The 24552-nt window shown below is 70.9% G+C and carries 26 protein-coding genes; 12 read left to right on the forward strand and 14 right to left on the reverse strand.

Annotated features, from left to right (window positions below; genetic code table 11):
* The first annotated feature begins 339 nt into the window (after nucleotides 1–339).
* Nucleotides 340–1116, forward strand: coding sequence for an SDR family oxidoreductase (locus ACWCQK_RS23035; RefSeq protein WP_451157669.1), 777 nt, complete (start codon nucleotides 340–342; stop codon nucleotides 1114–1116).
* A 50-nt stretch (nucleotides 1117–1166) separates the two neighbouring features.
* Here ACWCQK_RS23035 and ACWCQK_RS23040 read toward each other — a convergent pair whose 3' ends face one another.
* Both ACWCQK_RS23040 and ACWCQK_RS23045 read right to left on the reverse strand, forming a co-directional pair.
* A complete protein-coding gene (locus ACWCQK_RS23040; protein WP_451157671.1) occupies nucleotides 1167–1424 on the reverse strand; it encodes a hypothetical protein in 258 nt (85 codons plus the stop codon).
* A complete protein-coding gene (locus ACWCQK_RS23045; protein WP_451157673.1) occupies nucleotides 1411–1725 on the reverse strand; it encodes a DUF6400 family protein in 315 nt (104 codons plus the stop codon). Before ACWCQK_RS23045 ends, ACWCQK_RS23040 begins: the two co-directional genes overlap by 14 nt.
* Before the next feature lie 183 nt (nucleotides 1726–1908).
* Here ACWCQK_RS23045 and ACWCQK_RS23050 point away from each other — a divergent pair, with 183 nt between their 5' ends.
* Together ACWCQK_RS23050 and ACWCQK_RS23055 are read left to right on the forward strand one after the other, a co-directional pair.
* Nucleotides 1909–2232 (forward strand): UBP-type zinc finger domain-containing protein, encoded by a 324-nt coding sequence (locus tag ACWCQK_RS23050; RefSeq protein WP_451157675.1) that lies wholly within the window; start codon nucleotides 1909–1911, stop codon nucleotides 2230–2232.
* A 124-nt stretch (nucleotides 2233–2356) separates the two neighbouring features.
* Nucleotides 2357–3133: an SDR family NAD(P)-dependent oxidoreductase gene (locus ACWCQK_RS23055; RefSeq protein WP_451157677.1), complete on the forward strand. Its 777-nt coding sequence runs from the start codon at nucleotides 2357–2359 to the stop codon at nucleotides 3131–3133.
* 383 nt (nucleotides 3134–3516) lie between these two features.
* On the opposite strand, the gene ACWCQK_RS23060 is transcribed toward ACWCQK_RS23055, so the two are convergent.
* A complete protein-coding gene (locus ACWCQK_RS23060) occupies nucleotides 3517–4296 on the reverse strand; it encodes an SDR family NAD(P)-dependent oxidoreductase (RefSeq protein ID WP_451157679.1) in 780 nt (259 codons plus the stop codon).
* 254 nt (nucleotides 4297–4550) lie between these two features.
* Here ACWCQK_RS23060 and ACWCQK_RS23065 point away from each other — a divergent pair, with 254 nt between their 5' ends.
* Nucleotides 4551–5510: an expansin EXLX1 family cellulose-binding protein gene (locus ACWCQK_RS23065; RefSeq protein WP_451157681.1), complete on the forward strand. Its 960-nt coding sequence runs from the start codon at nucleotides 4551–4553 to the stop codon at nucleotides 5508–5510.
* 36 nt (nucleotides 5511–5546) lie between these two features.
* Here the strand turns inward: ACWCQK_RS23065 and ACWCQK_RS23070 are convergent, their stop codons facing one another.
* A complete protein-coding gene (locus ACWCQK_RS23070; protein WP_451157683.1) occupies nucleotides 5547–6080 on the reverse strand; it encodes a GNAT family N-acetyltransferase in 534 nt (177 codons plus the stop codon).
* 86 nt (nucleotides 6081–6166) lie between these two features.
* Nucleotides 6167–6499 (reverse strand): antibiotic biosynthesis monooxygenase family protein, encoded by a 333-nt coding sequence (locus tag ACWCQK_RS23075; protein ID WP_451157685.1) that lies wholly within the window; start codon nucleotides 6497–6499, stop codon nucleotides 6167–6169.
* 194 nt (nucleotides 6500–6693) lie between these two features.
* On the opposite strand from ACWCQK_RS23075, the gene ACWCQK_RS23080 reads away from it, so the two are divergent.
* A complete protein-coding gene (locus ACWCQK_RS23080) occupies nucleotides 6694–6867 on the forward strand; it encodes a hypothetical protein (RefSeq protein ID WP_451157687.1) in 174 nt (57 codons plus the stop codon).
* Nucleotides 6868–7136: 269 nt separating this feature from the next.
* Here the strand turns inward: ACWCQK_RS23080 and ACWCQK_RS23085 are convergent, their stop codons facing one another.
* A complete protein-coding gene (locus ACWCQK_RS23085; RefSeq protein ID WP_451157689.1) occupies nucleotides 7137–8327 on the reverse strand; it encodes an MFS transporter in 1191 nt (396 codons plus the stop codon).
* A 226-nt stretch (nucleotides 8328–8553) separates the two neighbouring features.
* The gene (locus tag ACWCQK_RS23090; RefSeq protein ID WP_451157691.1) at nucleotides 8554–9351 is read right to left on the reverse strand and encodes an SAM-dependent methyltransferase; all 798 of its coding nucleotides are present in this window, start codon (nucleotides 9349–9351) and stop codon (nucleotides 8554–8556) included.
* Between the two features lie 237 nt (nucleotides 9352–9588).
* Between ACWCQK_RS23090 and ACWCQK_RS23095 the strand changes: the two genes are divergently transcribed.
* Nucleotides 9589–10425, forward strand: a complete 837-nt coding sequence (locus tag ACWCQK_RS23095; RefSeq protein ID WP_451157693.1) for a hypothetical protein — start codon at nucleotides 9589–9591, stop codon at nucleotides 10423–10425.
* Between the two features lie 372 nt (nucleotides 10426–10797).
* Here ACWCQK_RS23095 and ACWCQK_RS23100 read toward each other — a convergent pair whose 3' ends face one another.
* Nucleotides 10798–11292, reverse strand: coding sequence for a lamin tail domain-containing protein (locus ACWCQK_RS23100; RefSeq protein WP_451157695.1), 495 nt, complete (start codon nucleotides 11290–11292; stop codon nucleotides 10798–10800).
* A gap of 204 nt (nucleotides 11293–11496) precedes the next feature.
* Between ACWCQK_RS23100 and ACWCQK_RS23105 the strand changes: the two genes are divergently transcribed.
* Nucleotides 11497–12561 (forward strand): P1 family peptidase, encoded by a 1065-nt coding sequence (locus ACWCQK_RS23105; protein WP_451157697.1) that lies wholly within the window; start codon nucleotides 11497–11499, stop codon nucleotides 12559–12561.
* A gap of 79 nt (nucleotides 12562–12640) precedes the next feature.
* Here the strand turns inward: ACWCQK_RS23105 and ACWCQK_RS23110 are convergent, their stop codons facing one another.
* The 3 genes from ACWCQK_RS23110 to ACWCQK_RS23120 all read right to left on the reverse strand — a co-directional run bounded on the left by ACWCQK_RS23110 (nucleotide 12641) and on the right by ACWCQK_RS23120 (nucleotide 14641).
* Nucleotides 12641–13009: an ArsR/SmtB family transcription factor gene (locus tag ACWCQK_RS23110; protein ID WP_451157699.1), complete on the reverse strand. Its 369-nt coding sequence runs from the start codon at nucleotides 13007–13009 to the stop codon at nucleotides 12641–12643.
* A complete protein-coding gene (locus ACWCQK_RS23115) occupies nucleotides 13006–13452 on the reverse strand; it encodes an SRPBCC domain-containing protein (protein ID WP_451157701.1) in 447 nt (148 codons plus the stop codon). Before ACWCQK_RS23115 ends, ACWCQK_RS23110 begins: the two co-directional genes overlap by 4 nt.
* Before the next feature lie 205 nt (nucleotides 13453–13657).
* Nucleotides 13658–14641: a M23 family metallopeptidase gene (locus tag ACWCQK_RS23120; protein ID WP_451157703.1), complete on the reverse strand. Its 984-nt coding sequence runs from the start codon at nucleotides 14639–14641 to the stop codon at nucleotides 13658–13660.
* 605 nt (nucleotides 14642–15246) lie between these two features.
* On the opposite strand from ACWCQK_RS23120, the gene ACWCQK_RS23125 reads away from it, so the two are divergent.
* A complete protein-coding gene (locus ACWCQK_RS23125; RefSeq protein WP_451157705.1) occupies nucleotides 15247–16152 on the forward strand; it encodes a glycoside hydrolase family 16 protein in 906 nt (301 codons plus the stop codon).
* An 81-nt stretch (nucleotides 16153–16233) separates the two neighbouring features.
* Here the strand turns inward: ACWCQK_RS23125 and ACWCQK_RS23130 are convergent, their stop codons facing one another.
* Nucleotides 16234–17424, reverse strand: coding sequence for an ROK family transcriptional regulator (locus ACWCQK_RS23130; RefSeq protein WP_451157709.1), 1191 nt, complete (start codon nucleotides 17422–17424; stop codon nucleotides 16234–16236).
* Nucleotides 17425–17695: 271 nt separating this feature from the next.
* On the opposite strand from ACWCQK_RS23130, the gene mmsA reads away from it, so the two are divergent.
* The 3 genes from mmsA (at nucleotide 17696) to ACWCQK_RS23145 (ending at nucleotide 21731) form a co-directional block, all read left to right on the forward strand.
* On the forward strand, nucleotides 17696–19243 hold the full coding sequence (mmsA, locus tag ACWCQK_RS23135) for a multiple monosaccharide ABC transporter ATP-binding protein (RefSeq protein WP_451157711.1): 1548 nt from the start codon (nucleotides 17696–17698) through the stop codon (nucleotides 19241–19243).
* Nucleotides 19240–20538, forward strand: coding sequence for a multiple monosaccharide ABC transporter permease (gene mmsB / locus ACWCQK_RS23140; RefSeq protein ID WP_451157713.1), 1299 nt, complete (start codon nucleotides 19240–19242; stop codon nucleotides 20536–20538). The genes mmsA and mmsB overlap by 4 nt, the downstream gene beginning before the upstream one ends.
* An 80-nt stretch (nucleotides 20539–20618) precedes the next feature.
* A complete protein-coding gene (locus ACWCQK_RS23145) occupies nucleotides 20619–21731 on the forward strand; it encodes a substrate-binding domain-containing protein (RefSeq protein ID WP_451157715.1) in 1113 nt (370 codons plus the stop codon).
* A 251-nt stretch (nucleotides 21732–21982) separates the two neighbouring features.
* On the opposite strand, the gene ACWCQK_RS23150 is transcribed toward ACWCQK_RS23145, so the two are convergent.
* Complete coding sequence (locus ACWCQK_RS23150; protein WP_451157717.1) at nucleotides 21983–22882, reverse strand: DUF2690 domain-containing protein; 900 nt, start codon at nucleotides 22880–22882, stop codon at nucleotides 21983–21985.
* Nucleotides 22879–23772 (reverse strand): peptidoglycan-binding protein, encoded by an 894-nt coding sequence (locus tag ACWCQK_RS23155; protein ID WP_451157828.1) that lies wholly within the window; start codon nucleotides 23770–23772, stop codon nucleotides 22879–22881. The genes ACWCQK_RS23150 and ACWCQK_RS23155 overlap by 4 nt, the downstream gene beginning before the upstream one ends.
* A gap of 285 nt (nucleotides 23773–24057) precedes the next feature.
* Between ACWCQK_RS23155 and ACWCQK_RS23160 the strand changes: the two genes are divergently transcribed.
* Nucleotides 24058–24504: a peptidoglycan-binding domain-containing protein gene (locus tag ACWCQK_RS23160; RefSeq protein WP_451157719.1), complete on the forward strand. Its 447-nt coding sequence runs from the start codon at nucleotides 24058–24060 to the stop codon at nucleotides 24502–24504.
* Nucleotides 24505–24552 lie beyond the last annotated feature (48 nt).

Raw genomic sequence — 24552 nt, forward strand, 5'->3', positions numbered from 1 at the left:
GATGCGGCTCAACAGCTCGACCCGACCCTTGCTCCAACCGGTCATGTCGGGATCTTTGGGGCAATCCTACGACGGTGAGCTCCCCGGCACGCCGCGCGTCGCGCCGGGCGAACCGGTAGGTTGACGGGCGAAGCGCCCACTTCGGCCAAGCCGACGACGACCCCGGCCATGGCCTCGACGGCCATCGGCGACGGCTATCACCGACGACCATCGGCGACGGTCATCAGGTCACGGGCACGACGGCCTCGGGCCGTGTACCTCGGGCCCGACGGTCGACGGCCGAAGGTCGTGCACCTCGGGGCGCACACCATCCGTACCGGCTGACACCCGGAGGTACCGATGACGGGCAGCGACCCCCACCTCGACCGCGACCCGGCCGCCGGCCCAGGCGACGGTCCCCTCGCCGGCCGGACGGTCGTGGTGATCGGCGCCAGCGCGGGGATCGGGCTGGAGACCGCCCGCCAGGTGCGGGCGCACGGCGGACAGCTGGTCCTGGTCGCCCGTGACCCCGGGAGACTGCGGCAGGCGGCGGCCGAACTCGAGCCGCTGAGCACGGCGGCGTTCGACGCCCACGACACCGACAGCCTCGAACAGTTCTTCCGGGACCTGCCCGGTCCGGTCGACCACGTCATGGTCACCGCCGGTGGTCCCGTCTACACCCCGTTGGCGGACCTGGACCTCGACGACGCCCGCCGCCAGTTCGGTGAGCGTCTCGCCATGGTCCTCGCGGTCGCCCTGTTCAGCCGTGCCAAGGTCAGGGCCGGAGGCACGCTGCTCTTCATCGGCGGCACCGGTGGCCGGCGCCCGGGTGTCGGCATGTCCGTCGTCTCCGCCGTCACCGCGGCGATGCCCGCCCTCGTCGCCAACCTGGCGCTGGAGATCGCGCCGATCCGGGTGAACCTGATCGCCGCCGGATTCGTCGACACCCCCCTGTCGGCGTCACTCCTCGGTGACCGACTCGAAGCCCGGCGTGAGGAGTTGCGTACCAGTCTGCCCATCCGGCGGGTCGTGGGCCCGGCCGACGTCGCCGCCCTGGCCGTCCACATCATGGGCAACGACGCGCTCACCGGCGCGACCTACGACATCGACGGAGGCCAGCAGCTCCTGCCCCGCTGAGCGAGGGTGCGGTCGCCCCACCGGTCGCCGCGCGTCGTACGGCCCGGCCGTCAGTGGCGCCGCAGGCCGCTGATGATGCGCTGGGAGAGGGAGCGGGTGGCTCCGAAGCCGGTCTCGTGCTCCCAGACATGGGTGCACGACGGGCACTGGAGGTGCAGCAGGCTGCCGGTGTTGGCGAGCAGGTAGCGCCAGTGCTCCGAGCAGGTACGCCGCTGTTCGCAGGTCTCGCACCCGCGGCTGTCGGCGCAGCTCGGGCAGGCCACCCAGGCCCGGCGTCCGACGTCCGCCTGCGGATCAAGAGGCAGCACGGCCGTCTCCTCTCCGCGGGAGGACACCCGCCGCCACCAGGTCGTCGTAGATCTTCTGCTGTTCCTCGCTCAGACCGGAGAACAGCAGGTCGTGCGCCGCGTCCTCGCCGCGCAGTGCCGCCACGGGATCCCACTCGGGGCCGAGAGTGTCCAGCACGTGCGCGCGCCGCAGCATCTCGTGGGACGTCAGGTCCACGGAGAAGTCGACCAGCGAGGTGTCCTGCGACGAACCGGCGGCGGGGCGGAGCGGCTCGGCGGGGTCGCCCGGACCGTCGGGAAGGTGCGGAACATGTGGGGACATGTCGCCGAACTTAGGTAGGCCTTCGTGGCTGAGGCAAGAGCAGGTGGGAGACGTCACATCCGGTGCGGCCACCCGATTCCCGTGACGCGGCCGCCCGGTCCCGCCGCAACCGTACGGGTGACGGGGCCGGAATCATGGGTGCCGGGGGAGTCGTCGCACCGAGGGAAGGAGGGCCCGAGCGTCATGGACATGTGGACGGTACGGCCGGACGGCGGACGGCCCGAGGGGCGGCGCTGCGGTCATCTGGACCGCGCCGCCCCCGCGCCGCGGACCGGCTCCGGCTGCCAGGAGTGCGTGGCCGACGGGGGCCACTGGACGCACCTTCGCCTGTGTCTCGACTGCGGTCACCTGGGGTGCTGCGACAGCTCGCCCGGGAGGCACGCGAGCGCGCACTACGAGGAGACCGGGCACCCGGTCGTCCGCTCCGCCGAGCGGCGCGAGGACTGGGCCTGGTGCTACGTCGACGAGGTCTACCTGCGACCGGCGGGCGCCCCCGGCTCCTCGTGACGTGAGTGAGCCGGACCGGCGTGAGAGGCGGCCGAGGCCGCCGCAACTTTGGACTTGCAGGTCCATTTTTCCGCGGTCACCATCGGGCCCATCAGCCCCTGCGGATATGGAAGAAGTTCGCGTCATGAGCAACCGTCTACAGCACAGGACCGCGCTGGTCACCGGCGCCACCAGCAACATCGGCCGCGCGATCGCGCTGGCCCTCGCCGCCGAGGGCGCCCACGTCGCGGTGTCCGGCCGCAGCCCGGAGCGCGGCGAGGAGGTCATCGCCGAGATCCGCGCCGCGGGCGGCAGGGCGGACTTCCTGCCCGCGGATCTCGACGGCGGCGCGGCCGCCTCCCGCTCGCTCGCCGAGGAAGCCACCCGGGTCCTGGGCGGCCGCATCGACATCCTGGTCAACAACGCCGGCATCTACCCGAGCCCGGCCACGCCCGCCACGGACGAGGAGACGTTCGACCGGATCTACGCGGTCAACGTCAAGGCGCCGTTCTTCCTGACCGCCGCCGTGGTCCCCGCGATGATCGAGGCCGGCGGGGGCGCGGTGATCAACCTGGGCTCGTGGATCGCCCGGCTCGGCATCCCGGTCGGGGCCGTCTACGCGTCGTCCAAGGGGGCGATGGAAACGCTCACCCGCGCCTGGGCGGCCGAGTTCGGTCCCCAGGGCGTCCGCGTCAACGCCATTTCTCCCGGGGTGGTGCGCGAGTCGGGTCCCGGCGAGACCGGGGCCCGGCCCGGCGACGTGATGATGAAGGGCACCCCGGCCGGCCGTTACGGAAATCCGGACTCGATCGCCCGGGCGGCCGTCTACCTCGCCTCCGACGAGGCGGACTTCGTGCACGGCACGGTCCTCGACGTCGACGGCGGCCGCACCGGCGTCGCCGTGGTCACCTCGGCCGCCTGAGGCCGCCGGCCGCCGGCCCGGGTCCCGGCTCCTTTGGACGCCGGGGCCGGGCCGGGCGGGCGACGCTGGTGCTCCACGGAGGTCTGCGCGGCCCAGGACCGGACGGCAGAACGGCCGACGCACCCATGAGGGCGGCACGGCCGAGTCACTCGTTCCCGGGGTGACACGGCACCGTACCGCCCCCTCGATCACGACAACGCGGGCCACGCGAGCCGCTCGCCATCGCGGTCCTCCTGCGTGGAGGGCGGCCGTCCGGCTCGAACTCCCCGAGCCCGGCACGGTTCTCGTCTGCTGCGGCGAACCGGCCACCGAGGTGGTCCTTGACCTCTAGCCGGGCCGTCGGCCACGCGGCACGGGTCGGTGAAGACCCCGAGTCCGGTGACTCAGTGCACGGAGAATCCGCCGTCGACGAAGATCGCCTGCCCGGTGACATAGCCGGACGCCCGGCCGGCCAGGAACACGGCGGCACCGGCGAAGTCCTCGGGCAGGCCGTTGCGCCCGACCATCGTGCGTGCGGCCAGCGCCGCCACCCGCTCCGGGTCGGACGACAGGCGCGCGTTGAGCGGAGTCATGACGAAACCGGGCACCAGCGTGTTGCAGGTGACGCCGTACGGCGACCACGCCTCCGCCTGTGAGCGGGCCAGTGACTCCAACGCCCCCTTGGAGACCCCGTAGGCGCCGCTCTGGACGAACGCCCGATGCGCCTGCTGGGAGGTGATGTGGATGATCCGCCCGAAACCGCGCTCGGCCATGCCGGGCCCGAACCGCCGGCCCAGCAGATAGGGCGCTTCCAGGTTCACCGCCATCGTGGCGTCCCACACGTCCTCGCCCAGTTCGCCCATCGGCGGCCGCAGGTTGATCCCGGCGCTGTTGACGAGGATGTCGGGCTCGCCGAACACCTCGGCCGCCCGATCCGCCGCCACGCGCACTCCGTCCCGGCTGCCCAGGTCGGCGCTCACCCACGCCGCCCGGCATCCGTCGGCCGTCAACTCGTCCACGGTGGCGATCAGTTCCGGCTCCTTGCGGGCCACGATCACCACGCTCGCCCCCGCTCGGGCGAGCGCCCCGGCGATGGCCCGGCCGATGCCGGAACTGCCGCCCGTCACCACGGCGACCCGGCCGTCCAGCGAGAACAAGTCGGAGAGGTAGCTGCGCGAGATCATGTCCGCACCCTAGGGCCTTTCGTTCGCCACACCGCGCGACGCCCGGCTGATCACGAACGACAGTCCGTGAACGCCGAGTGTCAAACGGTGAATCCGCGCCCGGTGCCGACCCGGTCCTGCGACACTCGGTCCGTGCGGGTGGCGACAGACGCGCCAACCCGCTTCTCTCCCGCGGCCACCGAGCGGTGCACCACCGACTCCACCTTCCGAACGTCCGAGCTTCCGAACGTCCGAGCTTCCGAACCCTCGAACGGATGGGCATGAAGTCAACGAGACAGGCCGCGCGCGACCGCAGGCTCGGGTTGGTCATGGGCGCTCCGCTGGCGCTGATCGCCGCGTGCGTCCTCGTCTACCTGGTCATGGAGTTCGGCCCCGACCACCGGGCCGACGCGGGGCGGGAGCCTGCCGCGCACCAGTCGGTCGCCGGCACCGGAGCGGTGTCACCGACCGCGTCGAGGCCGGCACCCGCGCGGGAGTCGCACGCCGCCACGCCGTCCCCCGCCACCACACCGTCCCCGACCGAACCGGCGGCCGCGACCACCGCGGTGACGCGGCCCTCGGCCACGGACACAGGGCGGACGGCGTTCGCCGTGGCACCGCTGGCGGGGCGGATCAAGCCCGCGGTCACCTATCGGGGAGTCGCCACCTCCTACGACGCCGGTACCGGTGACGGCGCCTGCATGTACGGCCCGGCGGACGATCTCATGGTCGCGGCGATGAACACCGCCGACTACGAGTCGGCCAAGGCGTGCGGAGCGTATGTCCTCGTCCGGGCCGGCGGCGACTCGGTCACGGTCCGGATCGTCAACGAATGCCCGTCACCCTGTGTGCCCGGGCAACTCGACCTGAGCGCGCAGGCGTTCGCGCGGCTCGCCGACCCCTCGGCCGGCCGGGTCCCGATCACCTGGGAACTGCTCAGCCCCAGCATCCCGGACACCGTCTCGATCCGGTACAAGACCGGCTCCAGCCGCTGGTGGTGCGGCGTCCAGGCGCTCGGCCACCGCAATCCGGTGGCGCGGCTGGAGGTCCGTACCACCGGCGGCTGGCGGCAGTTGGCACGCACCGGCTACAACTACTTCGTCTCCGCCGACGGCGCCGGATGCGGCGGCACGCTCAGGATCACCGACATCTACGGCGAGCGACTGACCGTCGACGGGATCGCGCTGCGGCCGGACGTCGTACAGCCGACGCGGGTCCAGTTCGCCCGGCACTGACCTCGGCCGCGGTCGGCCCGGCCGGGGCCGTTCCCGCTACTCCTGGTACTCGGTGAGGTCGATGCCGTAGACCCGCAGGTCATGGCCGTGCACGGGGTGCTCCACGGCGCCCTCCGGCTGCATCCCGAGTTTGTCGAGCACGTTCGCGGAGGCCGTGTCTCCGGTCCGGCACACGGCGACGACCTGGTCGATACCGCGGTCCTGGAGCGCGAACTCCAGTGCCGCGTGGGCGGCTTCGGACGCGTAGCCCTGTCCCCAGAACGCGCGCCCGAGCCGCCAGCGGATCGCCACCTGGCCGGCGATCTCGGCCGGGACCTGCGCGACGTACAGGCCGACCGCCCCGATCAGTTCCCCGGACCCAAGGAGTTCGACCGCGAAGATCCCGAACCCCTCCTCGTCCCACTCCTCCTCCCACGCCTCGATGTCCTCGGCGCTCTCTTCCAGGGAGCGCGGCGAGCCGTCGCCGATCCACTGCATCACGGACGGATCGGCCTGGATCTCGGACAGGGGGACAAGGTCGTCGTCCAGCCATCGGCGCAGGAGAAGACGGGGGGTATGGATCTCGCTCATGGCCCCATCCTGCCGATGCCGGTGCGGGAACGCGAATACGGGGCCGGAGTGACGCGGCTTCCGGCGGGGGTGTGCCGCGCCGGGGTCTACCGGGGGTGGACCGAGGCGACGTGGAACAGGCGCGGCTGGACGTCGGTGGCGATCTTCGCCGCCTGTTCCATGTGGACGCGGGCCTCGGGGTTGTCGAGCATCGCGCGGTAGTGCTCCTCGGACTCCCACTGGGCGTAGTTGAGGACGCGCTCACCGTCCTGGGAGGCGTGGAAGTTGGCGCAGACGAAGCCGGGCTGGTGCCGCATCGTCTCCTCCGTGGCGCGGGTGAGGAGCTCGATCAGTTCGGTCTGGCGGTCGGGGGAGACGGTGAAGATGTTGATGAGGGTCGCCACCGGGCGGGTCATGTCGATGCATGCGGTAAGTGCCATGGTCGGATATCTCCCCTTACGGGGGATGCCGTATCGCCCTCGGAAGCGGCTTTCCCCCGATCGGAGGCAGCGCCTGAGCCCCCTCGGCGTACCTCCCGAAGCCTGCCCGGAACTTCCCGCGTGAGGCCGGCTGCCCTCGCCCCGTCGCGGTGCACGGAGGAGCATGGGAGACGAACGACCGAAGGAGAGCCGCCATGAAATCCGGAGCCTCGGATTACGACCCCTGGCTGTACTCCCACACGCCCTCCCAGGCCGAGGGCGAGCGGGACGAGCCCGCCGCACGCGCGGCCATGCACCCGGACGTCCCCAGGACCGAGCCGTCCCAGGCGGAGGGCGAGCGGGTGGACGACAACAACAGCACGGCTTGACGGCGCGCGGATCGCTTGCGCCCCGCGCGCGGATCGTCCGGACGCCGGACGCCGGACGCCGGATGCGCGCGCGGTCGCGTGCGCGTGCGCAGCTGTCCCGCATCCCGTGACTGGGGTGCGTCACTCGGCGCGCGGACGCCGACGCGCGCCCGCCCGTCGGGCCGCTCTCGCGCGGGGCGAGGATCTGGTCCTCGCGCATTCGGTCCTGCGGGGTTGCCCAGGTGAGGCGGGCCGTTCCAGTCGGCTCGTGAGCTGTGGGCCTTGCGTGCTCATGTCGCCGCCGGTACCGGGCGGCGGAGCAGGTAGACGGCCGCGGCCGAGACCAGGACGGCCATGCACACGATGAACACCAGGCCCGCGCCCTCCAGGCCGATCGGCCCGGTCAGGACGCCCACCCCGATCACCGGCACCGAGATGCCCGCGTACGCGACCACGAACAGCGTCGAGATCACGGCCGCGCGACTGTCCACGGGTGACGCGTGGGACACGGCGGACATCGCCCCGCGGAACGCCAGCCCCTGCCCGCTCCCGCCGACCAGCGCGCTCAGCACCACCAACGACAGCAGGTCCCACCACAGGGCGCCCGCGAGCAGCGCCAGCCCGGTGAGCAGCGCGGCGCAGCCCAGGGGCAGCGACCGCTCGACGCCGACCTTGCCGACGGCCAGTTGCCCGGCGGTCGAGGCGAAGAAGGCCAGCGCGACGACCAGCCCGGTCAGGGCGTCGTTGTGCACGTCCAGGGACTGCGCGAGGAACGCCGGACTGACCGAGGTGAACACCCCGAACAGCGCGAAGCCCACGAACGAGGCGATCGCCGCCGGTCCGAACACCGACCGCACCTGCGCGGGCAGGCTGGGGCGTCGTGGCCGTACGGCGCTCGGTGACCGCCGCTCCCGCACGGTCTCCGGCAGCCGGCGCAGCACGACGGCCGAGCAGGCCACCAGGACGAGATGGACGACGAACGGCAGGTACAGCGGCCAGGCGGCGTACTGGGCGAGCACTCCGGCGAGCAGCGGACCGCAGCCCAGTCCGCCCATGTTGGCGGCCGTCGCCACGAACGTGGCGCGCGCGGTGCCGCCGCGCGGTGCCAGCTCCATCACGTACGCCGTGGCCGCGCCGGTGAACAGACCGGCCGACAGCCCCGACAGCAGCCGCCCCGCGTAGAGCCAGCCGAGCCCGGTGGCACACAGGAAGGAGACGGCGCTCACCGCCGCGAAGCCCAGGCCCCACAGCAGCACCGGACGCCTGCCCATGACGTCCGAGGCGTTGCCCGCCAGCAGCAGTACGCCGATGACCCCGAACGCGTACACGGCGTACACGACGGTGACCGTCAGCTCGGAGAAGCCGAACTTTTCCTGGTAGCGGCCGTAGAGAGGGGTCGGCAACGTGGTGCCGGCCATGCACACGGCGAACACCGCCCCGCCGAGCAGGCACGGGAGCCATCCGCAGCGATCATCGTCCATGCGGCCGACGCTAACCCCGCACTCCGACCCGGGCCGGGTCCGGCGTGCCGCCGGTGGGCCAGGGGCGGGGAAGATCGACCGAACAGCAGCATGCGACGCGGCGTCCGCGACCGGACTCAGATGCCGGAGCCCGTCGGGGGTGACGGGCGCGAGGATCAGCCGGATCCGCCAGTGGATCCGGCATGCGGCTGAAGCCGGGGCTGAGGCGTGCTCGGACCGATGGCGTTCAGCCGGACTTGCGTGCCACGCCGCCGTAGAAGCCGATCTCGTCGGAGCCGGCCGGCGGCGGGCCGTCCGGGCGCCAGAACGGGACCTGGGCCAGGCCGGGTTCGACCAGCTCGAAGCCGTCGAAGAACCGCTCGACCTCGGCGCGGGTGCGCAGGTTCAGCGTGGCGGTGGCCCTCTTGTACACGGCCTGGGCCGCGCTGCGGTCGGCGAAGTCACTCGTGGCGTGCGAGAGCACCAGGAAGCTGCCGGGCGGGAGCGCCTCGCGCAGGGTGGCGACGATCTGCCCGGGATTCTCCGCGTCGGTGAGGAAGTGGACGACGGCGACCAGGAGCAGGGCGACCGGCTCGTCGAAGTCGATGACGCGGCGCACATCGGGGTGGTCCACGACCGCCCGCGGATCGCGCAGGTCGGCGAGCACGATGCTGGTCGTGCCGGAGCGGCTGAGCAGCGCGTCGGCGTGGGCCTTCACGATCGGGTCGTTGTCGACGTACGCGACGCGCACGTCCGGCGCCAGCTCGTGGGCGATCTCGTGCACGTTCGGCGAGGTGGGCAGCCCGGTGCCGACGTCGAGGATCTGGCGGACGCCGCTGCCGACGACATGGCGGACGGCGCGCCGCAGGAAGGCGCGGTTGGCCCGCAGGCCGGCGCGGACCTCGGGTGCCGCGGCGGCGAGTGCCTCGCCGGCCTGCGCGTCCACCTCGTAGTTGTCCTTGCCGCCCAGCAGGTAGTCGTAGATCCGTGCGGGGTGCGGCCTGCTGGTGTCGATCTCCTCGGCAGGGAAGCCGCCCTGTGTCACCCTGTGCTCCTCTCGGCAACCGCCACGGTTCCGCGCCCGTGAACGGTCCACGACAGTTTCGCACATCAACTTCCGTGTGCTGGAGCGCAGTTCACATCGGGGATCGGACCATGGCGGACCAGAACGCAAGTCCGCGAGCGTCCCAGGTCGGGAGGTTCTCGCGAATCGTGATCTTCGACTCTTGACGGGGATTTCGTGATAGCGGAAGGTGCTGGTCTGGACAAGCAGGGATGAGGCGTGGAAGTGGTACAGCAGTACGCACAGCGGTGTGCGGAGCTTTTCGCCGTCGGCGGTTTCGCGGCCGTGCGCCGCACGGCGCAGGCGGGACTCGACGAGGCCGGACCGTCCGCGGTGCTCTACCGGTGGCTGGGGCAGGCCCACGCCGCAGAGGACGAGGACGACCACGACGCCGAGGCGGAACGCGCGTACCGCGAGGGCCTCGCGCACGCTCCCGACGACCTCGGACTGCAGGTGAGCTACCTCGAACTGTGCCTGCGCGCCGACGCCTTCGAATATCCGGGCCGGGCCGCCCGCGCCGTCACCCTGCGGGCACGCGTCGACGAACTGGCCCCCGTCGGATCGCCGCAGCGCGAGCGGGTCGACACCGCCCTGGCCTGGGCCGGCCGAGGTTACTGGGACGAGGTCGTCGCTGCCACCACCCAGAACGAGATACGACAGGCCGAGAAGGCCGAGTTGAGCGAGCAGGTCACCGAGGCGTTCCGCCCGGGTTCCGCCGTCGGTGCCGCGCCCGACGCCGGCGGGGAGGATCTGAAGGCGGCGGAAGTGGCCGCGGCGCTCGAAGTGCTCCAGGGGCCGGCCAACGCACCCCTGCGCTTCCTCCTGGCCCACCGTGGCGCCGCCTATCTGGCCACGTTCCTCGGTGCCTTCGCGGTGAACCGCCTGCTGGTCGAGACCGGCGTGGTCACCTTCAGCCTCTGGGGCTTCCTGCTGTGGATCCCCCTGCTCGCCGCCGACGCCAAGCTGGGCGCGGCACGCAGGCTGGCCCGTCGGCGCGTCGTCGCACGCATCGAGGAACGCCACGCCCAGGAGGCCACGGTCACCAGGTCCGGATGACCCACGAGGTCCCGGGCCCCGCCCACATGGGTGCACGCGCCACTACGGGCCCCGCGTCGGCATCAGCGGTGTGCCGCTCGACCCGTGACACCACGACGAGACGCTCCGCGGGCTCGGCCGGAACGGCGGGGCACCGGTAGCGGATCCGGTCCTCCGACGGCACGGTATACTCGATCTTGAGCGCGCCGCGGAAACGCGGTTCACGCGCTGTGCGTCGGTGGTCCAAGGAAAGACGCCCCGCTTCCTGCGGGGAAATGCAGGTGCAAGGCCTGCCCGGCGCTCGAGCAGACCCCGTCCCGGAGATCCGGGGCGGGGTCTCGTGCATGTCCGCGGGCGCGGCGGCGAACCGTCCCTCGCCGGTGGTGGCGTCGGTCAGCCGTGGTAGTTGATGTAGCCGTTGCCGTCGGGGTCGTTGGCGCGCTTGGTGTAGGAGTGCACGTCGGCCTTGGCGCCGGTCGGCTTGATCAGGTTGATGGTGTCTTTGTCGTTGTTCCAGATGAAGTTGCAGTTCTGGCGGTAGACGACGTTGCCCGCGTCGGAGTCGGTCCCGCGGCCGCCGCGCAGCTTCACGTAGTCGCCCGGCTCGAGCTTGTGGGCGGCGGTGAAGGTGAACTTGTTGCCGACGGCGTCCTTGACGACGTAACCCTTGAGGTTGACGGTCGCCGTGCGCGAGTAGTTCTTGATCGTCAGGTACTCGTTCTTGGTGTTGCCACCGGAGCACCTGTTGGAGTCCGACCCGGGTGCGTCGTACTGGACGCCCTTCAACTTCAGCGCCGAGGAGTACTCGGCGGCCTGGGCCGGAGCGGCGGCGGTGACCGCGATGGCGCCGGCGGCGGCGGTGGCGGTCAGGGCGTGACGTATACGCATGAGGAAATCCCCCCTCAGTGGTGCGAATGGAGCCTCGAGAGCATACCCAATAAGTGATCATCATGTAATCGTGAAGTGGTGAAGTGGTGAAGTGGTGAAGAGTGTGCCGTCGGGGCGGCGTCGCTCGCCTCCGGGCCGCGCCGTCCCAGGAGTTGAGGGAGTGGGCGAGGGTGGGGCTCGTGCGGTGCCGGTAGCGTGCTGGTCATGCATGTGCCCGTAGGTGGTTCGCCTCCGTCCTCGGCCGCGGTACCACGCAGAGCGCGGGAGCTCGGCATCGTCGTGGGTGATCTGCCGACCGGGCGCCACAACGCGCTGACGGATGTGCCGGGTGTCCGGGTCGGGCACACCACGCTGGTGCGCCCCCCGCGGGTGCACAGTGGGGTCACGGCGATCGTGCCGGAGGGGGTGGGTCCCGCCGGCGCCCTGCCCGCGGGGGTGTTCGCGGGCAACGGGTACGGCAAGTTGCTCGGCACCACGCAGATCGCCGAACTCGGCGCGCTGGAGACCCCCGTGCTGCTCACGTCGACGCTGTCCGCCTTCAGGGTCGCGGACGCCCTGGTCGGCTGGATCCTGGAGCGACCGGAGGGGGCGGGTGCGCGCAGCGTGAACCCGGTCGTGGGTGAGTGCAACGACGGGCTCCTGTCCGACATCCGCTCGCGGCCGGTGCGCGAGGAGCATGTCCGCGCCGCGTTGGAGAGCGCGTCGGCCGGACCGGTCGCCGAGGGATGTGTCGGGGCGGGTACCGGGATGACCGCTCTCGGGTTCAAGGCCGGCATCGGAACCTCGTCGCGGCGCGTGCGTCCGGCCGGCCGGGAGGCGACCGTCGGGGTCCTCGTGCAGGCCAACTTCGGTGGCACGTTGCGGGTGCTGGGCCGTACGGTCACTCCCGCCGACGTCGGCGTGCCGACCGCTGACCCCGGCCCGCAGGACGGCTCCTGCATGGTCGTGGTGGCGACCGACGCGCCGCTGGACGCACGGCAGTTGACCCGGCTGGCCCGCCGGGCCGTCTTCGGGCTGGCCAGGGTGGGTGCCGCGTACGGCCATGGCAGCGGCGACTACGGGATCGCTTTCGGGACCCGTCCGCTGGGTACGCCCGCCGGACCCGCCGTGGTGCGCGACGACCTCCTCGATCCCGTCTTCGTCGCCGTGCTCGACGCGGTGGAGGAAGCGGTCCTCAACTCGCTGCTGACCGCCACCACGACCACCGGCCCGGGCGGGGACACCCGCTACCCCCTGCCCGCGGAACCACTGCTCGCCCTGCTGGGGTGAGGGGGGCGGAGCCAGGACCGAGTCGAGCGGCCCGTCACAGGTTCCGCGCGGCCGCCTCCTGTGCGAAGGATCCCGCTCGTCAGTCGGTGCCCGGCGTGGTCGCCTCCCGTTCCGCCGCCTCCGCGACGCGTTTGATGGTCGCCAGACGGCGGTCCCAGTCGGCCGCCAGCGAGGCCATCCACCGTGCCGTCGTGTCCAGCGCCGCGGGGCGTACCGCGTAGCGCACCTCGCGGCCGACCCGGCCGCTGCGGACCAGACCTGCGGCGTCCAGCACGGTGAGGTGCTTGACCACCGCCTGGCGCGAAACGGGGAGTTGTCCGGCGAGCGTCGTGGCGGTGGCCTCGCCCCGTTCGGCGAGCAGATCGAGCAGCCGGCGTCGCGTCGGGTCGGCCAGTGCGGCGAGCACGCTGTCGACGGTCTCGGCGGCGTCGGGACGCTCTTCGGTCACGTGGAGGGCCGCTCGGCGCGGGACTTGAGCGCGCCGAGCTCCAGCGGCCAGCCTTCGGTGTGGTCCTTGACGTTCTGGGTGCGCAGTTCCTCGGAGCCGGCCAGCGCCGCGAACCCGCTCTCGACGACGCGCAGTCGCGTCCGGTCGCCTTCCGCGGTCAGTGTGAACTCCACGAGGGTGCTGTTGTCCTCGCGCAACTCCTCGCCGGGGAAGGCACTGGTCCAGCGGTACGCCAGGTACGTCGGCGGCACGACCTTCTCCACGCGGACCGGGAAATCGCCGTGCTCCGCGTTCTTCGCCACCATCGACTCTCCCTCCACGGCCACGGTGCCGGGCAGGCTCGCCTTCTCGGCCACCCAGAACCCGGGCTGGGCCACCAGCGACCAGACCCGCTCCAAGGACGCCGAGATGAGGGTCTCGCGCTCGATCCGGTCCTCGCTCATGAGGGACTCCTTCGTCGTCACGGTTTCGTCGCCACGGTCGGTGCGTGCAACTCCAGGGTTGCACGTCGTGAAGTAACGTGCAACCCGAGGGTTGCGCAATGTCCGACGGGGTGCCGTCGTCACGTGTGTGCGCCGTGGGGCGGCGGTGTCGTGGCGTGGTGAGGCGGCGTGGTGAGGCGGCGCCGCCGGGTGCGCTTCGTACGGGTCACCGGGTGGTGGTGAGCCACGGCATCGGGTCGGTGTACTGGCCGTCGAGGAGAACCTCGAAGTGCAGATGTGGGCCGGTGGACAGGCCGGTGGAGCCGACGAGCCCGACCGGGGAGCCGGCGCTCACGGTCTGCCCCGCGGTGACCTGGAGGGCGGACAGGTGGCTGTACGTCGTCTCCAGCCGCTTGCCGCCGATCGTGCCGTGGTCGATCACCACCCGGTTGCCGTAGGCCGTGGTCGTGCCCGCGAACTCGATCCGGCCGGCCCGCGCGGCGGACACCTGAACTCCTTGAGCCGCGCCGAAGTCCACCCCCGTATGGAGTTTGGTGACTCCGGTGAGTGGGTGTTCGCGCGACCCGAAGGGCGAGGTGACCGTGAGCGTGCCGACGGGAGGGGTCAGTATCGCGGCGGCGCTCTGGCCGCCCGCCTGGCCGGGATTCCGGCGGACCAGGGCTTCGTAGCGCGGAAGCCGTTCCTGGACCTGGTCGACGAACGGGCGGGCGGCGCCCGGCACCCGGCCGGCCCGTGCCACCGTGTCCGTCCCGACCGCGTACGCGGCGAGAGTGAGGTCGGCGAGGCTGCCGCTGACGGTCCCCTCGGTCCTGAGGGCGGTCACCTTCCCGGCGAGCGCGCAGTCCTGCCGGCCGAGGGCCATGATGGCGTCCGCCGGATCGTGCGGTGAGGAGCGGCCGTTGGCGTCGTCGTCCCGGCCCCAGGTCCGCCACCGGTCGGCCGTGAAGCGTGCGATTCCCTGCTCGGACAGGCTGGCGCTGTCGTCCACCCATCCGGAGAGCTGGTCGAGTTGCGCGGCGAGGAGTGCGGGGGTGACGACCGCGCAGGCATCGGTCGCCTTGCGCAGCCAAGGGACGTACGAGGCGTCGACGTCGCTGCTGGAGGTCGGTGCCGGATCCGGTCCCGGGGACAGTGCGGGGGAGAGGCCACCGGTCAGGGCCAGGAACCCGGAGACTCCGATGAGCGCCATCAGACCGGGCACCACGATCAGGGTGAAGGGGCCGGGCCCACGGCGGCGCGGTGGACGACCTTCGCTCGACGTAGACGTAGACGTAGACCTAGCCCCAGTCGCGGTTGATGTCGCTGTCGCTGTCGCGAGGTCAAGGGCGGAGGCAGGCCGCGCCGGTTCGTCGGTGATGTGCCGTGGAGTCGCGGTGTCCGCCGGGTCGTTCACGTGCCGGGCCGGTGGTGCGCGGGAGCCGCGGCGGGGCGCGGTGTGGGCGGGATGTTCGGGCTCACCCTCGGACGCTAACGAACCCGTGACCGGGCGTCAGCGGCTTCCGAGGCAGAGCGGGCTGCCCCGAGGGGCCGGTGCGATGCCCGGCGGGACGCGCGTCCGGCCCACCGCGAGCGGCAAGGCCGGATGGCCGTTGCGGAACCGGGCCGGATAGCCGGTTCCGGAACCGCCGGGGGGCGGCGGCGGTGGAGCAGGGCCGTCCGGTTCCCGGTCCGTTCCGGGGATGGCGCCGCGCGGGCCGGCGGGTCAGGATGCTCCTTCGCGGAGAACCGTCCGCCCTCGTGAGGGCGTGGGAAGTAGGGACGCCGCCGGCAGCTGAGCATCGAGGGAGCCTGGGGATGGGTTCACACGCAGCGCCGCACCACCGAAGGCGAGCCCTGGTGGCGTCGGCGGGCCTCGTGCTCGTCGCCGCGTTCCTGGGACTGCCCCGGGCGGACGGGGCGCCCGGTTCGGCCGATGCCTGTCACACCACGGGCGCGAGTCTGCCCCGAGGGGACTGCGGGCCCTTCTGGCAGGTCCTCGCGGAGGACTTCGACGGCGACCGGGTGCCGCTCGGCGCGTTCAGCGACTGCGATCACCATGTCGACACCTCCGCCGCGTACTGCGCGGGTCTGAGCGGGAAGTTCCGTGACAACTGGTGGGCCTACCCGACCGGTTGGCTCGACACGGCGAACAGCAGGGCCCGGGACGTGGTGGGTGTCTACCACCCGGAGGACACGGTGAGCGTCGGCCCTGCGGCGGACGGCGACGGCAGGATGACCGTACGGATGTGGCGGCCGGCCGACGGAGGGCCCGTGCACGCCGCCGCGTTGGTACCACGCGCGGTGATGCAGATGAAGTACGGCAAGTACAGCGCGCGTATCAAGGTCACGAAACTGGCCCCGGGATACAAGTCCGCCTGGCTGCACTACGGCGGGGGGTGCGAGATGGACCACCCCGAAGGCGAGTGGACCGGCGCGCTCACCGCGTTCCACCATCCGTGCGATGGCGGTGAACAGGGGTACTTTCCGGGGAGCGACGACTGGACCGAATGGCACACCGTGTCCACCGAGTGGACGCCGGGCCATGTGCGGTTCTTCGTCGACGGGCGGCTGACCGGACACGACACGCGCGGTGTACCGGACCGGCCGCTGTCCTGGGTGTTGCAGAACGAGAGCGCCCTGGAAGGGCCGGGCGCGGCGCCAGGCAGCAGCGCCCAGCTCGACATCACCTGGGTCGCGGCGTACGCGTACGGGTGGAAGTGACCGTAGGGGAGCGGCCGTAGGGAAGGGGACTCCGTTCCGCCGGGCGTCGCCGTCGCTGTCCCCGTTGGCGCCGTCCGCTGGTCAGTCCGACAGCAGCGCCGACAACTGGGGGGAGTACGTCGCGTGGAGCACCAGTGCCGCGCTGCCCACGACCGCGGCGTCCACGCCGAGCGGGGAGGCCGCGACCTGTACGACCCGGATGTGCCGGGCGAGCGGTCTGGAGGTCAGGGCCGCGGTGACGGCGTCCACGTAGCGCGACTCCACGTGCTGGATGCCGTGGCCGCCCAGGATGATGAGGTCCACGTCGATGAAGTTGGCGATGGTGACCGCGACCGAGGCGACATGTCCCGCGGCCTCGTCGATGACCGCCGTCGCGACTGGGTCACCGGTACCCGCCGCGAGCCGGATCGCGGCGTGGTCGACGAGGGCCGGATCCTCGGCGAACGATTGCGACAGCGCACTGTCGACGCCTGGCCCGGCGGCGAGTCGGCGATGTACCTCCGCGACGATCGCGGTGGGGTTGACCAGCCGTTCCAGGCAGCCCCGGTCGCCGCAGTAGCACTCCGGCCCGTCGGGCAGTACGGAGGAGTGGCCGAAGTCGCCCGCGTTGAACGAGCCGCCCCTGTAGACCTGGTGATGAAGTATCAGGCCGCCTCCGACGCCGGTGCCGAAGAACAGGTAGGCGAAGTTCGCGACCCCTTTGCCCAGGCCGGACCAGCGCTCGCCGATGGCGGCGGCGGTGGCGTCGTTGTCCAGCGTCACCGCCAGGCCGGTGACCTCGCTCAGCATGCTTTGCAGCGGCACCCGCCGCCAGTGGGCGAGTTGGGGAGGGGCGACGATCATGCCGAGCTTCTGGTCGATCGGTCCCGGCGCGGCGAGTCCCAGCCCCAGTGCCTTCTCGCGCGGCACCTTCGCCTCGTCCAGCACGTCGGTGACCAGCTCGGCCATGGCCGACACGACGTGTGACGGGTCGGTGCCCGGCGGGGTGGGCCGCCGCTTGACGACCAGGGGCCGTCCGAGCAGGTCGACCACGGCACAGGTGAGTTCGACGGGGTCGAACACGAGGCCCACGGCGCTGCCCGCGTCGGCGTTGACCCTCAGCGTCGTACGGGGCTTGCCGCCGCCCGAGCCCCGGCTGGCCCCGTCCTCGCGCACGATCCCCTCGTCCAGCAGCCGGCGCACGATGCCCGAGACCGTCTGCGGGGTGAGCCCGGTCCGTTGGGCGATCTCGACCCTACTGATGCCGTCGGCGAGCTGGATCTGGTCGAGCACGACCGCCCTGTTGTATCGCCCGACCTTGGGGAGGTTTGTTCCTGCTTGGCGCACGCGCGAGGTCCTCTCTGTTCCAGCTCGATGACGATACCTTCGCCAGGCGTTGACTTAGTAAAACAAATGGATTTAAAGTCCCGTCCCGCAGACGTAACAGCCCGGACATGCAGGCACAAGGCAGTGCCATCGGAGGCAGGTTGATGTCCATGAAATGTCGCCCGGAACGCTCGGAGCCGTGTGATCCTCACGGCTTCCGTGGCATGGGGCCCGGCTCATGAGCGACCCCCAGGTACTGCTGGAGATGCGCTCGATCACCAAGACCTTCCCGGGCGTGAGGGCGCTCGCGGATGTGAACCTGGTGGTCAAGGAGGGCGAGATCCACGCGATTTGCGGCGAGAACGGCGCCGGTAAGTCCACCCTCATGAAGGTGCTGAGCGGTGTTCACCCGCACGGCAGCTACACCGGCGACATCGTCTACCGGGGTGACGAGGTCCGCTTCGGTGACATCCGGGCGAGCGAGCAGGCCGGCATCGTCATCATCCACCAGGAGTTGGCGCTGGTCCCGGGCATGTCGATCACCGAGAACATCTTCCTCGGCAACGAGCCCCGCAGGCGTGGCTCGATCGACTGGAAGGCCGCGCAGCGCCAGGCACTGGAGCTGATGGAACGCGTCGGGCTCCGGGAGGACCCGGACACGCTGATCAAGGACATCGGTGTCGGCAAGCAGCAACTCGTCGAGATCGCCAAGGCGTTCGCCAAGGACGTGAAGCTGCTCATCCTCGACGAGCCGACCGCGGCCCTGAACGAGGCCGACTCGCAGCATCTGCTGGACCTGCTGCGCGGCTTCCGGGACCGCGGGATCACCTCGATCATGATCTCCCACAAGCTCAACGAGATCGAGGCCGTCGCCGACACCATCACGATCCTGCGGGACGGCCGGACGATCGAGAGCCTCGACGTCCAGGCCGACGGCGTCAACGAGGACCGCATCGTGCGCGGTATGGTCGGCCGCGAGCTCAGCAGCCGGTTCCCCGATCACACCCCCGAGATCGGCGAGGTGTTCTTCGAGGTCCGCGACTGGACCGTACGGCACCCGAGTTCCGACGAACGGCTCGTGTGCAAGGGCTCCCACTTCACCGTGCGGCGCGGCGAGATCGTCGGCTTCGCCGGGCTCATGGGCGCCGGACGCACCGAACTCGCGATGAGCCTGTTCGGACGCTCCTACGGCCACTGGCTCTCCGGCCAGGTCTTCAAGGACGGCGAGGAGATCCAGCTGAAGTCGGTGGCGGACGCCATCGGTCACGGTCTGGCCTACGTCAGCGAGGACCGCAAGTCGATCGGCCTCAACCTGTTGGACGACATCAAGACCTCGATGGTGGCGGCCAAGCTCTCGAAGATCACCCGTCGCCGGGTCATCGACCCGGTGCGCGAGCACAAGGTGGCCGAGGAGTACCGCCAGAGCCTGCGGATCAAGACCCCCGGAGTCGACGAGGGTGTCGTGAAGCTCTCCGGCGGCAACCAGCAGAAGGTCGTCCTCGCGAAGTGGATGTTCACCGATCCCGACCTGCTGATCCTCGACGAGCCGACACGCGGCATCGACGTGGGCGCCAAGTACGAGATCTACGGGATCATCCAGCGCCTGGTCGACCAGGGCAAGGGCGTCATCGTCATCTCCTCGGAGCTGCCCGAGCTCATCGGACTGTGCGACCGCATCTACACGGTGTTCGAAGGCGCCATCACCGGTGAGGTGACGCGCGACGACGCCAACCCGGAACTCCTTATGAAGAAGATGACCTCTCTCACGAAGACAGCGACCCCATGAGCCGCATATCAGAGCTGCAGAAGAACCTCTTCGGAGGTACGACCTCCAACGCCCGCCAGTTCGGGATGATCGCCACGCTCGTCGCGATCGTCGCGCTGTTCCAGATCTGGACCGGCGGTCTGACCCTGACCTCCGGCAACCTCATCGCCGTGGTCAGCCAGTACTCCTACATCCTGATCCTGTCCATCGGCATGCTGATGGTGATCGTCGCCGGCCACATCGACCTCTCGGTGGGATCGGTCGCGGCGTTCACCGGCATCGTGGTCGCCAAGGCGATGCAGGAGTACGACCTCCCGTGGATCCTGGGCATCGTGCTCGGCCTGCTCGTCGGCGCGGCGATCGGTGCCTGGCAGGGCTTCTGGGTCGCCTACGTCGGGGTGCCCGCGTTCATCGTCACCCTGGCCGGCATGCTGCTGTTCCGCGGCGGCAACCAGTACATCGGCAACGCCGACACGGTGCCGGTGCCCACCGGGTTCCGTGACATCGGCGCCGGATTCCTGCCGGAGGTCGGTCCGGAGACCGGCTACAACAACCTCACCCTGCTGCTCGGCCTGGCCGCCTGCCTGGGTGTGGTGTGGCGGGAGTGGAAGGCGCGGCAGACCCGGCAGGAGATGAACGCCGACACCGCACCGTTGTGGGTGGCGGGGGTGCGGCTGGCCGTGATGCTGACCGTCATCATCTTCACCACGCTGCGCTTCGCCGGCGGCCGCATCGGCACCAGCCTGCCCATCTCCGGCATCATCCTGATCGTCCTGGTGCTCGCGTACTCGTACTACACGCGCAACACCGTCGGCGGCCGGCACATCTACGCCGTCGGCGGCAACTCCCGCGCCGCCGAGCTGTCCGGTGTGAAGCTCAAGCAGGTCAACTTCTACGTCATGATGAACATGTCCGTCCTCGCGGCACTCGCGGGCATGATCTTCGTGGCGCGTTCCGCGGCCTCCGGCCCGCAGGACGGCCTGAGCTGGGAACTCGACGCCATCGCGGCCGTCTTCATCGGTGGCGCGGCGGTCTCGGGCGGCCTCGGCACCATCAGCGGCTCCATCGTCGGTGGTCTCGTCATGGCGCTGCTCAACAACGGTCTGCAACTCGAGGGCGTCGGCTCCGACATGGTCCAGATCATCAAGGGCCTGGTCCTCCTGCTCGCCGTCGCGTTCGACGTCTACAGCAAGAAGCAGGGGCGCTTCTCGATCATCGGAACGCTGATGCGCCCGTTCCAGCGGGACGAGGCGTCCACACCGGCCGATGCGCCGAAGCAGGCCTCCGATCCCGACAAGGCTCAGGTCGCAGGCTGAACGGAGGGTCGTCACCGATGGCGCCGCACTCCACTGCGTCCCACTCACCCCGCACCACCGTAAGAAGGGCTCAACTCACCATGCGTACTGGCATCATCAGAGGCATCGCGGCGGTCGGCGCCGCCGCTCTGTTCACCCTGGGCGCCACCGCGTGCTCCAACGAGCGCGAGGGTTCCGACAAGTCGAGCACCAGCGACGCCAAGGGCTTCGACAAGGGCTCGCTCGTGGGCGTGGCGCTGCCCGCGAAGACCTCGGAGAACTGGGTGCTGGCCGGTGACCTGTTCACCGACGGCCTCAAGGGCGCCGGGTTCAAGGCCGACGTGCAGTACGCCGGCGCCTCGACGACCGTCGCGGACCAGCAGGCGCAGATCTCCTCCATGGTCACCAAGGGCGCGAAGGTGATCGTCATCGGCGCCACCGACGCGTCGCAGCTGTCGACCCAGGTGGCGCAGGCCAAGCAGGCGGGCGTGACCGTCATCGCCTACGACCGGCTCATCACCAACACGCCGGACGTCGACTACTACATCGCGTTCGACAACTTCAAGGTCGGCCAGCTTCAGGGTCAGGCGCTGCTCGACGGCATGAAGGCGAAGAAGCCGAAGGGCCCCTGGACGGTCGAGCTGTTCTCCGGCTCGCCGGACGACAACAACTCGAAGGTGTTCTTCGACGGCGCGATGGATGTCCTCAAGCCGCTCATCGACAAGGGTGACATCGTTGTCGGTTCCGGGCAGAAGGACATCAAGCAGACCGCGATCCAGGGCTGGAAGGCGGAGAACGCCCAGAGCCGCATGGACGGCCTGCTGACCTCGACGTACAACGGCGCCAAGAAGCTCGACGGTGTCCTGTCCCCGAACGACACCCTCGCCCGCGCGATCCTCACCTCGGTGAAGGGTGCCGGCAAGCCGGTCCCGGTCGTCACCGGTCAGGACTCCGAGGTCGAGTCGGTCAAGTCCATCATGGCCGGTGAGCAGTACTCGACCATCAACAAGGACACCCGCAAGCTCGTCGCCGAGACCATCAACATGGTCAAGTCCATCCAGAAGGGCGACAAGCCGCAGGTCAACGACACCAAGTCGTACAACAACGGCTCCAAGGTCGTTCCCTCGTACCTGCTCCCGCCGGTCATCGTGACCAAGGAGAACGCGGCCGAGGCCTACGCCAACGACCCGAAGCTGTCCCCGCTCACCAAGTAGTGCCGGTTTCCCGAGCGCTGCTGTCCCGGTCCGGCATCTCGCCTGACCCGGGACGGCAGCGCTCGACCCTTTTCCCGGTGTCCACGGCCGCCGCGGCCGCCTTTCCGTGCCCCGGAGGGCAAGGTGCCGCACACACCCTCGCGCTCGACGTAGTCGACATACTCGACGGGCGGATCGAGACCCTCCGCGCGGTGATCAATCCCGACAGGCCCAGGCAATGACCGTGCCCTGGTCCCAAGGACGGCCGGTCCTCAAGGCGTCGGTGTGCCCTGGCCGGCGCGGGCCTCGAAGCACTCGGTCCCGCCGCCCTTCACGGGCAGGAAGCACGCCCGTACGGCCGCTCCTGGCGGAGTCAGGCTCATGAGGGTGTGCACGTAGGTGTCCGCTTCGGAACGGCTGCTGACCCGGGCGCCACGCCTGTGCGCGGCGTCGGGCCCGTCCGTCGTCATCTCGATCCGGTCGCCGATCCGGGCACCCCACATCCGAGCCCAACTGGTGCCGCACACCCGGTTGTACCGGAGCTGGACGGAGGCTCCGGTCGCGGTCCGGTGCTCGGTGAGGGTGTCCGGCGTGGCGGCGCATCGCATCGCCATCGGGTCCTTGCCCGCGCAGGTGGCCGTCCCACACAGCGGGCCGGTGGCGGGCGGGTGCGTCGACGGTCGTGGCGTATCGGCCCGGTCCGGCAGGAGGAGCAAGACCAGCACGACGATGGCCAACACCGCGGCGCAGACCGACGTGAGAACCGCCACGGCCACCGTCCCCGGACGGCCGCCGACCGTGATCGCCTTCGAATCGCCGACGGAGCGAGCGGGAGGCTCGGAGGTGAGGGGAGGAGCGGGGGCGGTGTCCGCGCTCACGTCGGCGGACGGCGACGATGGGCGCACCGCGCTCTCCCCCCGTCCGCCCCACTCGGCCTCCGCGATGTCCCAGAGCGCCAGACAGCGCCCGTCCGGTTCGCCCGCGAGGCGGCAGAGCTCCGTGACGGCACCACGCGGCGGCAGGGTCCTGCCGTTGAGGTAGCGCTCCCACGAGGACTTGCTGAACGTGGTCGCGGCGGCGAGCCCCGCCAGGCTCAGCCCCACGCGGTCCTTCAACTCCCGCAGTGCGGCGGTCAGTCGGGCGGTCCCCGGCGACAGCGCCGGCCGTGTCATCCGCGCAGGGCCTTCCAGGTGCGCGGCCCGATCATCCCGTCGACGACCAGGCCGGACCGCTTCTGCATGGCTTTTACCGCGCGCTGCGTCAGGGGGCCGAACATTCCGTCGATGCCGCCCGGTGAGATGCCCGCCCGGCGCAGCAGGCACTGCGCCTCGGCGACACCGGGTCCGACGTCACCGTAGGAGAGTTCGGTGTCCCGCGTGCGGCTGATGCCCGCGGTCCAGAGCCCGTCGATCCGCTCGATCCGGCAGGTGTACGAGGGGGGCGGCGAGGATGCCGGAGCGGTGGACGGGGCCGCGGCGACGGTTTCGGGTGCGCCGCCGGCGTCGTCGTTGAGCCGCAGGACCAGCAGAACCGCCGAGGAGAGGGCCATGACCAGGGCCACCGCCCCCGCCACGAGTGCGACGCGCAGCGACCGTCCGTCCGTCCGCCGACCGTCGTCCTGCGCCGACAGGGCGGCCGGCTCGGGCAGGATCTCCGGGGGGACCTGCGCCACCGGTTCCGTCGCCGTACTGTTGGGCGGGACCTGCGCCACCGTTTCCGCCACGGGGTCGTTCGGCGGGATACGCACCGCCGGTTCCGCCATGAGGTCGTCCGGCGCGGAGGTGTGTGCGCGGCGGCCGTTCCAGGTGTCGGCGGCGACTTCGCGCAACGCCAGCAACCGGACCGGGTCGGCGCCGCCGATACGGGCCAGCGTGTCCACGGCCTCTCGGGGCGGCAGGGACGTACCGCCGAGATACCGTTCCCATGACTTCTCGCTGTACCCCGTCTTCGCGGCCAACTGCCGCAGGCTCAGGCCACTGTGGTCCTTGAGCCGGCGTAAGTGCGTCACCAACTCCCGCACCCGTGGGTCCAGTTCGGCGGACAGCGCCTTCCAGCGCGGCATGTTCCCCCCAGATGCGGTCACGACCGTGATCAGCGGCCCCCCGCTCGCTCGCATTCTGCATGAACATCGCAACATCTGTCACAGCCGTCCCGCCGTACCGTCCCGGCGGACGTCGTCTTCGCAGGTCAGCGCGTCCCGTGTCCCAAGAAGCCGTCACCTTCGCGGCACCCGTGGCGGCCCTGGCCGACCCCCGTGCACCGTGGTCCCGCCACCAAGTCGTCACCGGCCCGCCACATGTTCACCGGCCGGGTCAGGTGCCGACCCCACGACCTGGAAGAGGAACGTATGCGACCGAATGCTGTGGCCAGGACCATCGCCGGCCTTGTCGCCGTCGCCGGCATCGCCGCCGGAAGCCTCGCGACCGCGGGCACCAGTTTCGCGGCGTCCGCGCCGACTTCGCAGTCCGCCGTGAGCGCGACCACCGCCTCCGTGCTGGCGACGCAGAACTTCGGTCTGACGACGGCCGAGGCCAAGAACGTCCAGAACTTCCTGGCGGACTACTGGGGCTACACCGACACCATCGACGGTCAGCTCGGCACCAACAGCTGGAAGGCGTTCCAGCGCTGCCTCAAGACGTACTGGGGTTACACCGGCGCGATCGACGGCGACCCCGGCACCAACACGATCAAGGCACTCCAGCGTCTCCTGAAGGACGACTACGGCTACACCGGCGCGATCGATGGCGTCGCCGGGGACGGGACCCGGGCCGCGTTCAAGCGGTTCGCCGCCTGACGCCCGCGCTCATGACAGCGGTCCGTCCTGCTCCGGGGGAGAGGGCGG

The sequence above is a fragment of the Streptomyces sp. NPDC002306 genome (assembly GCF_053593435.1).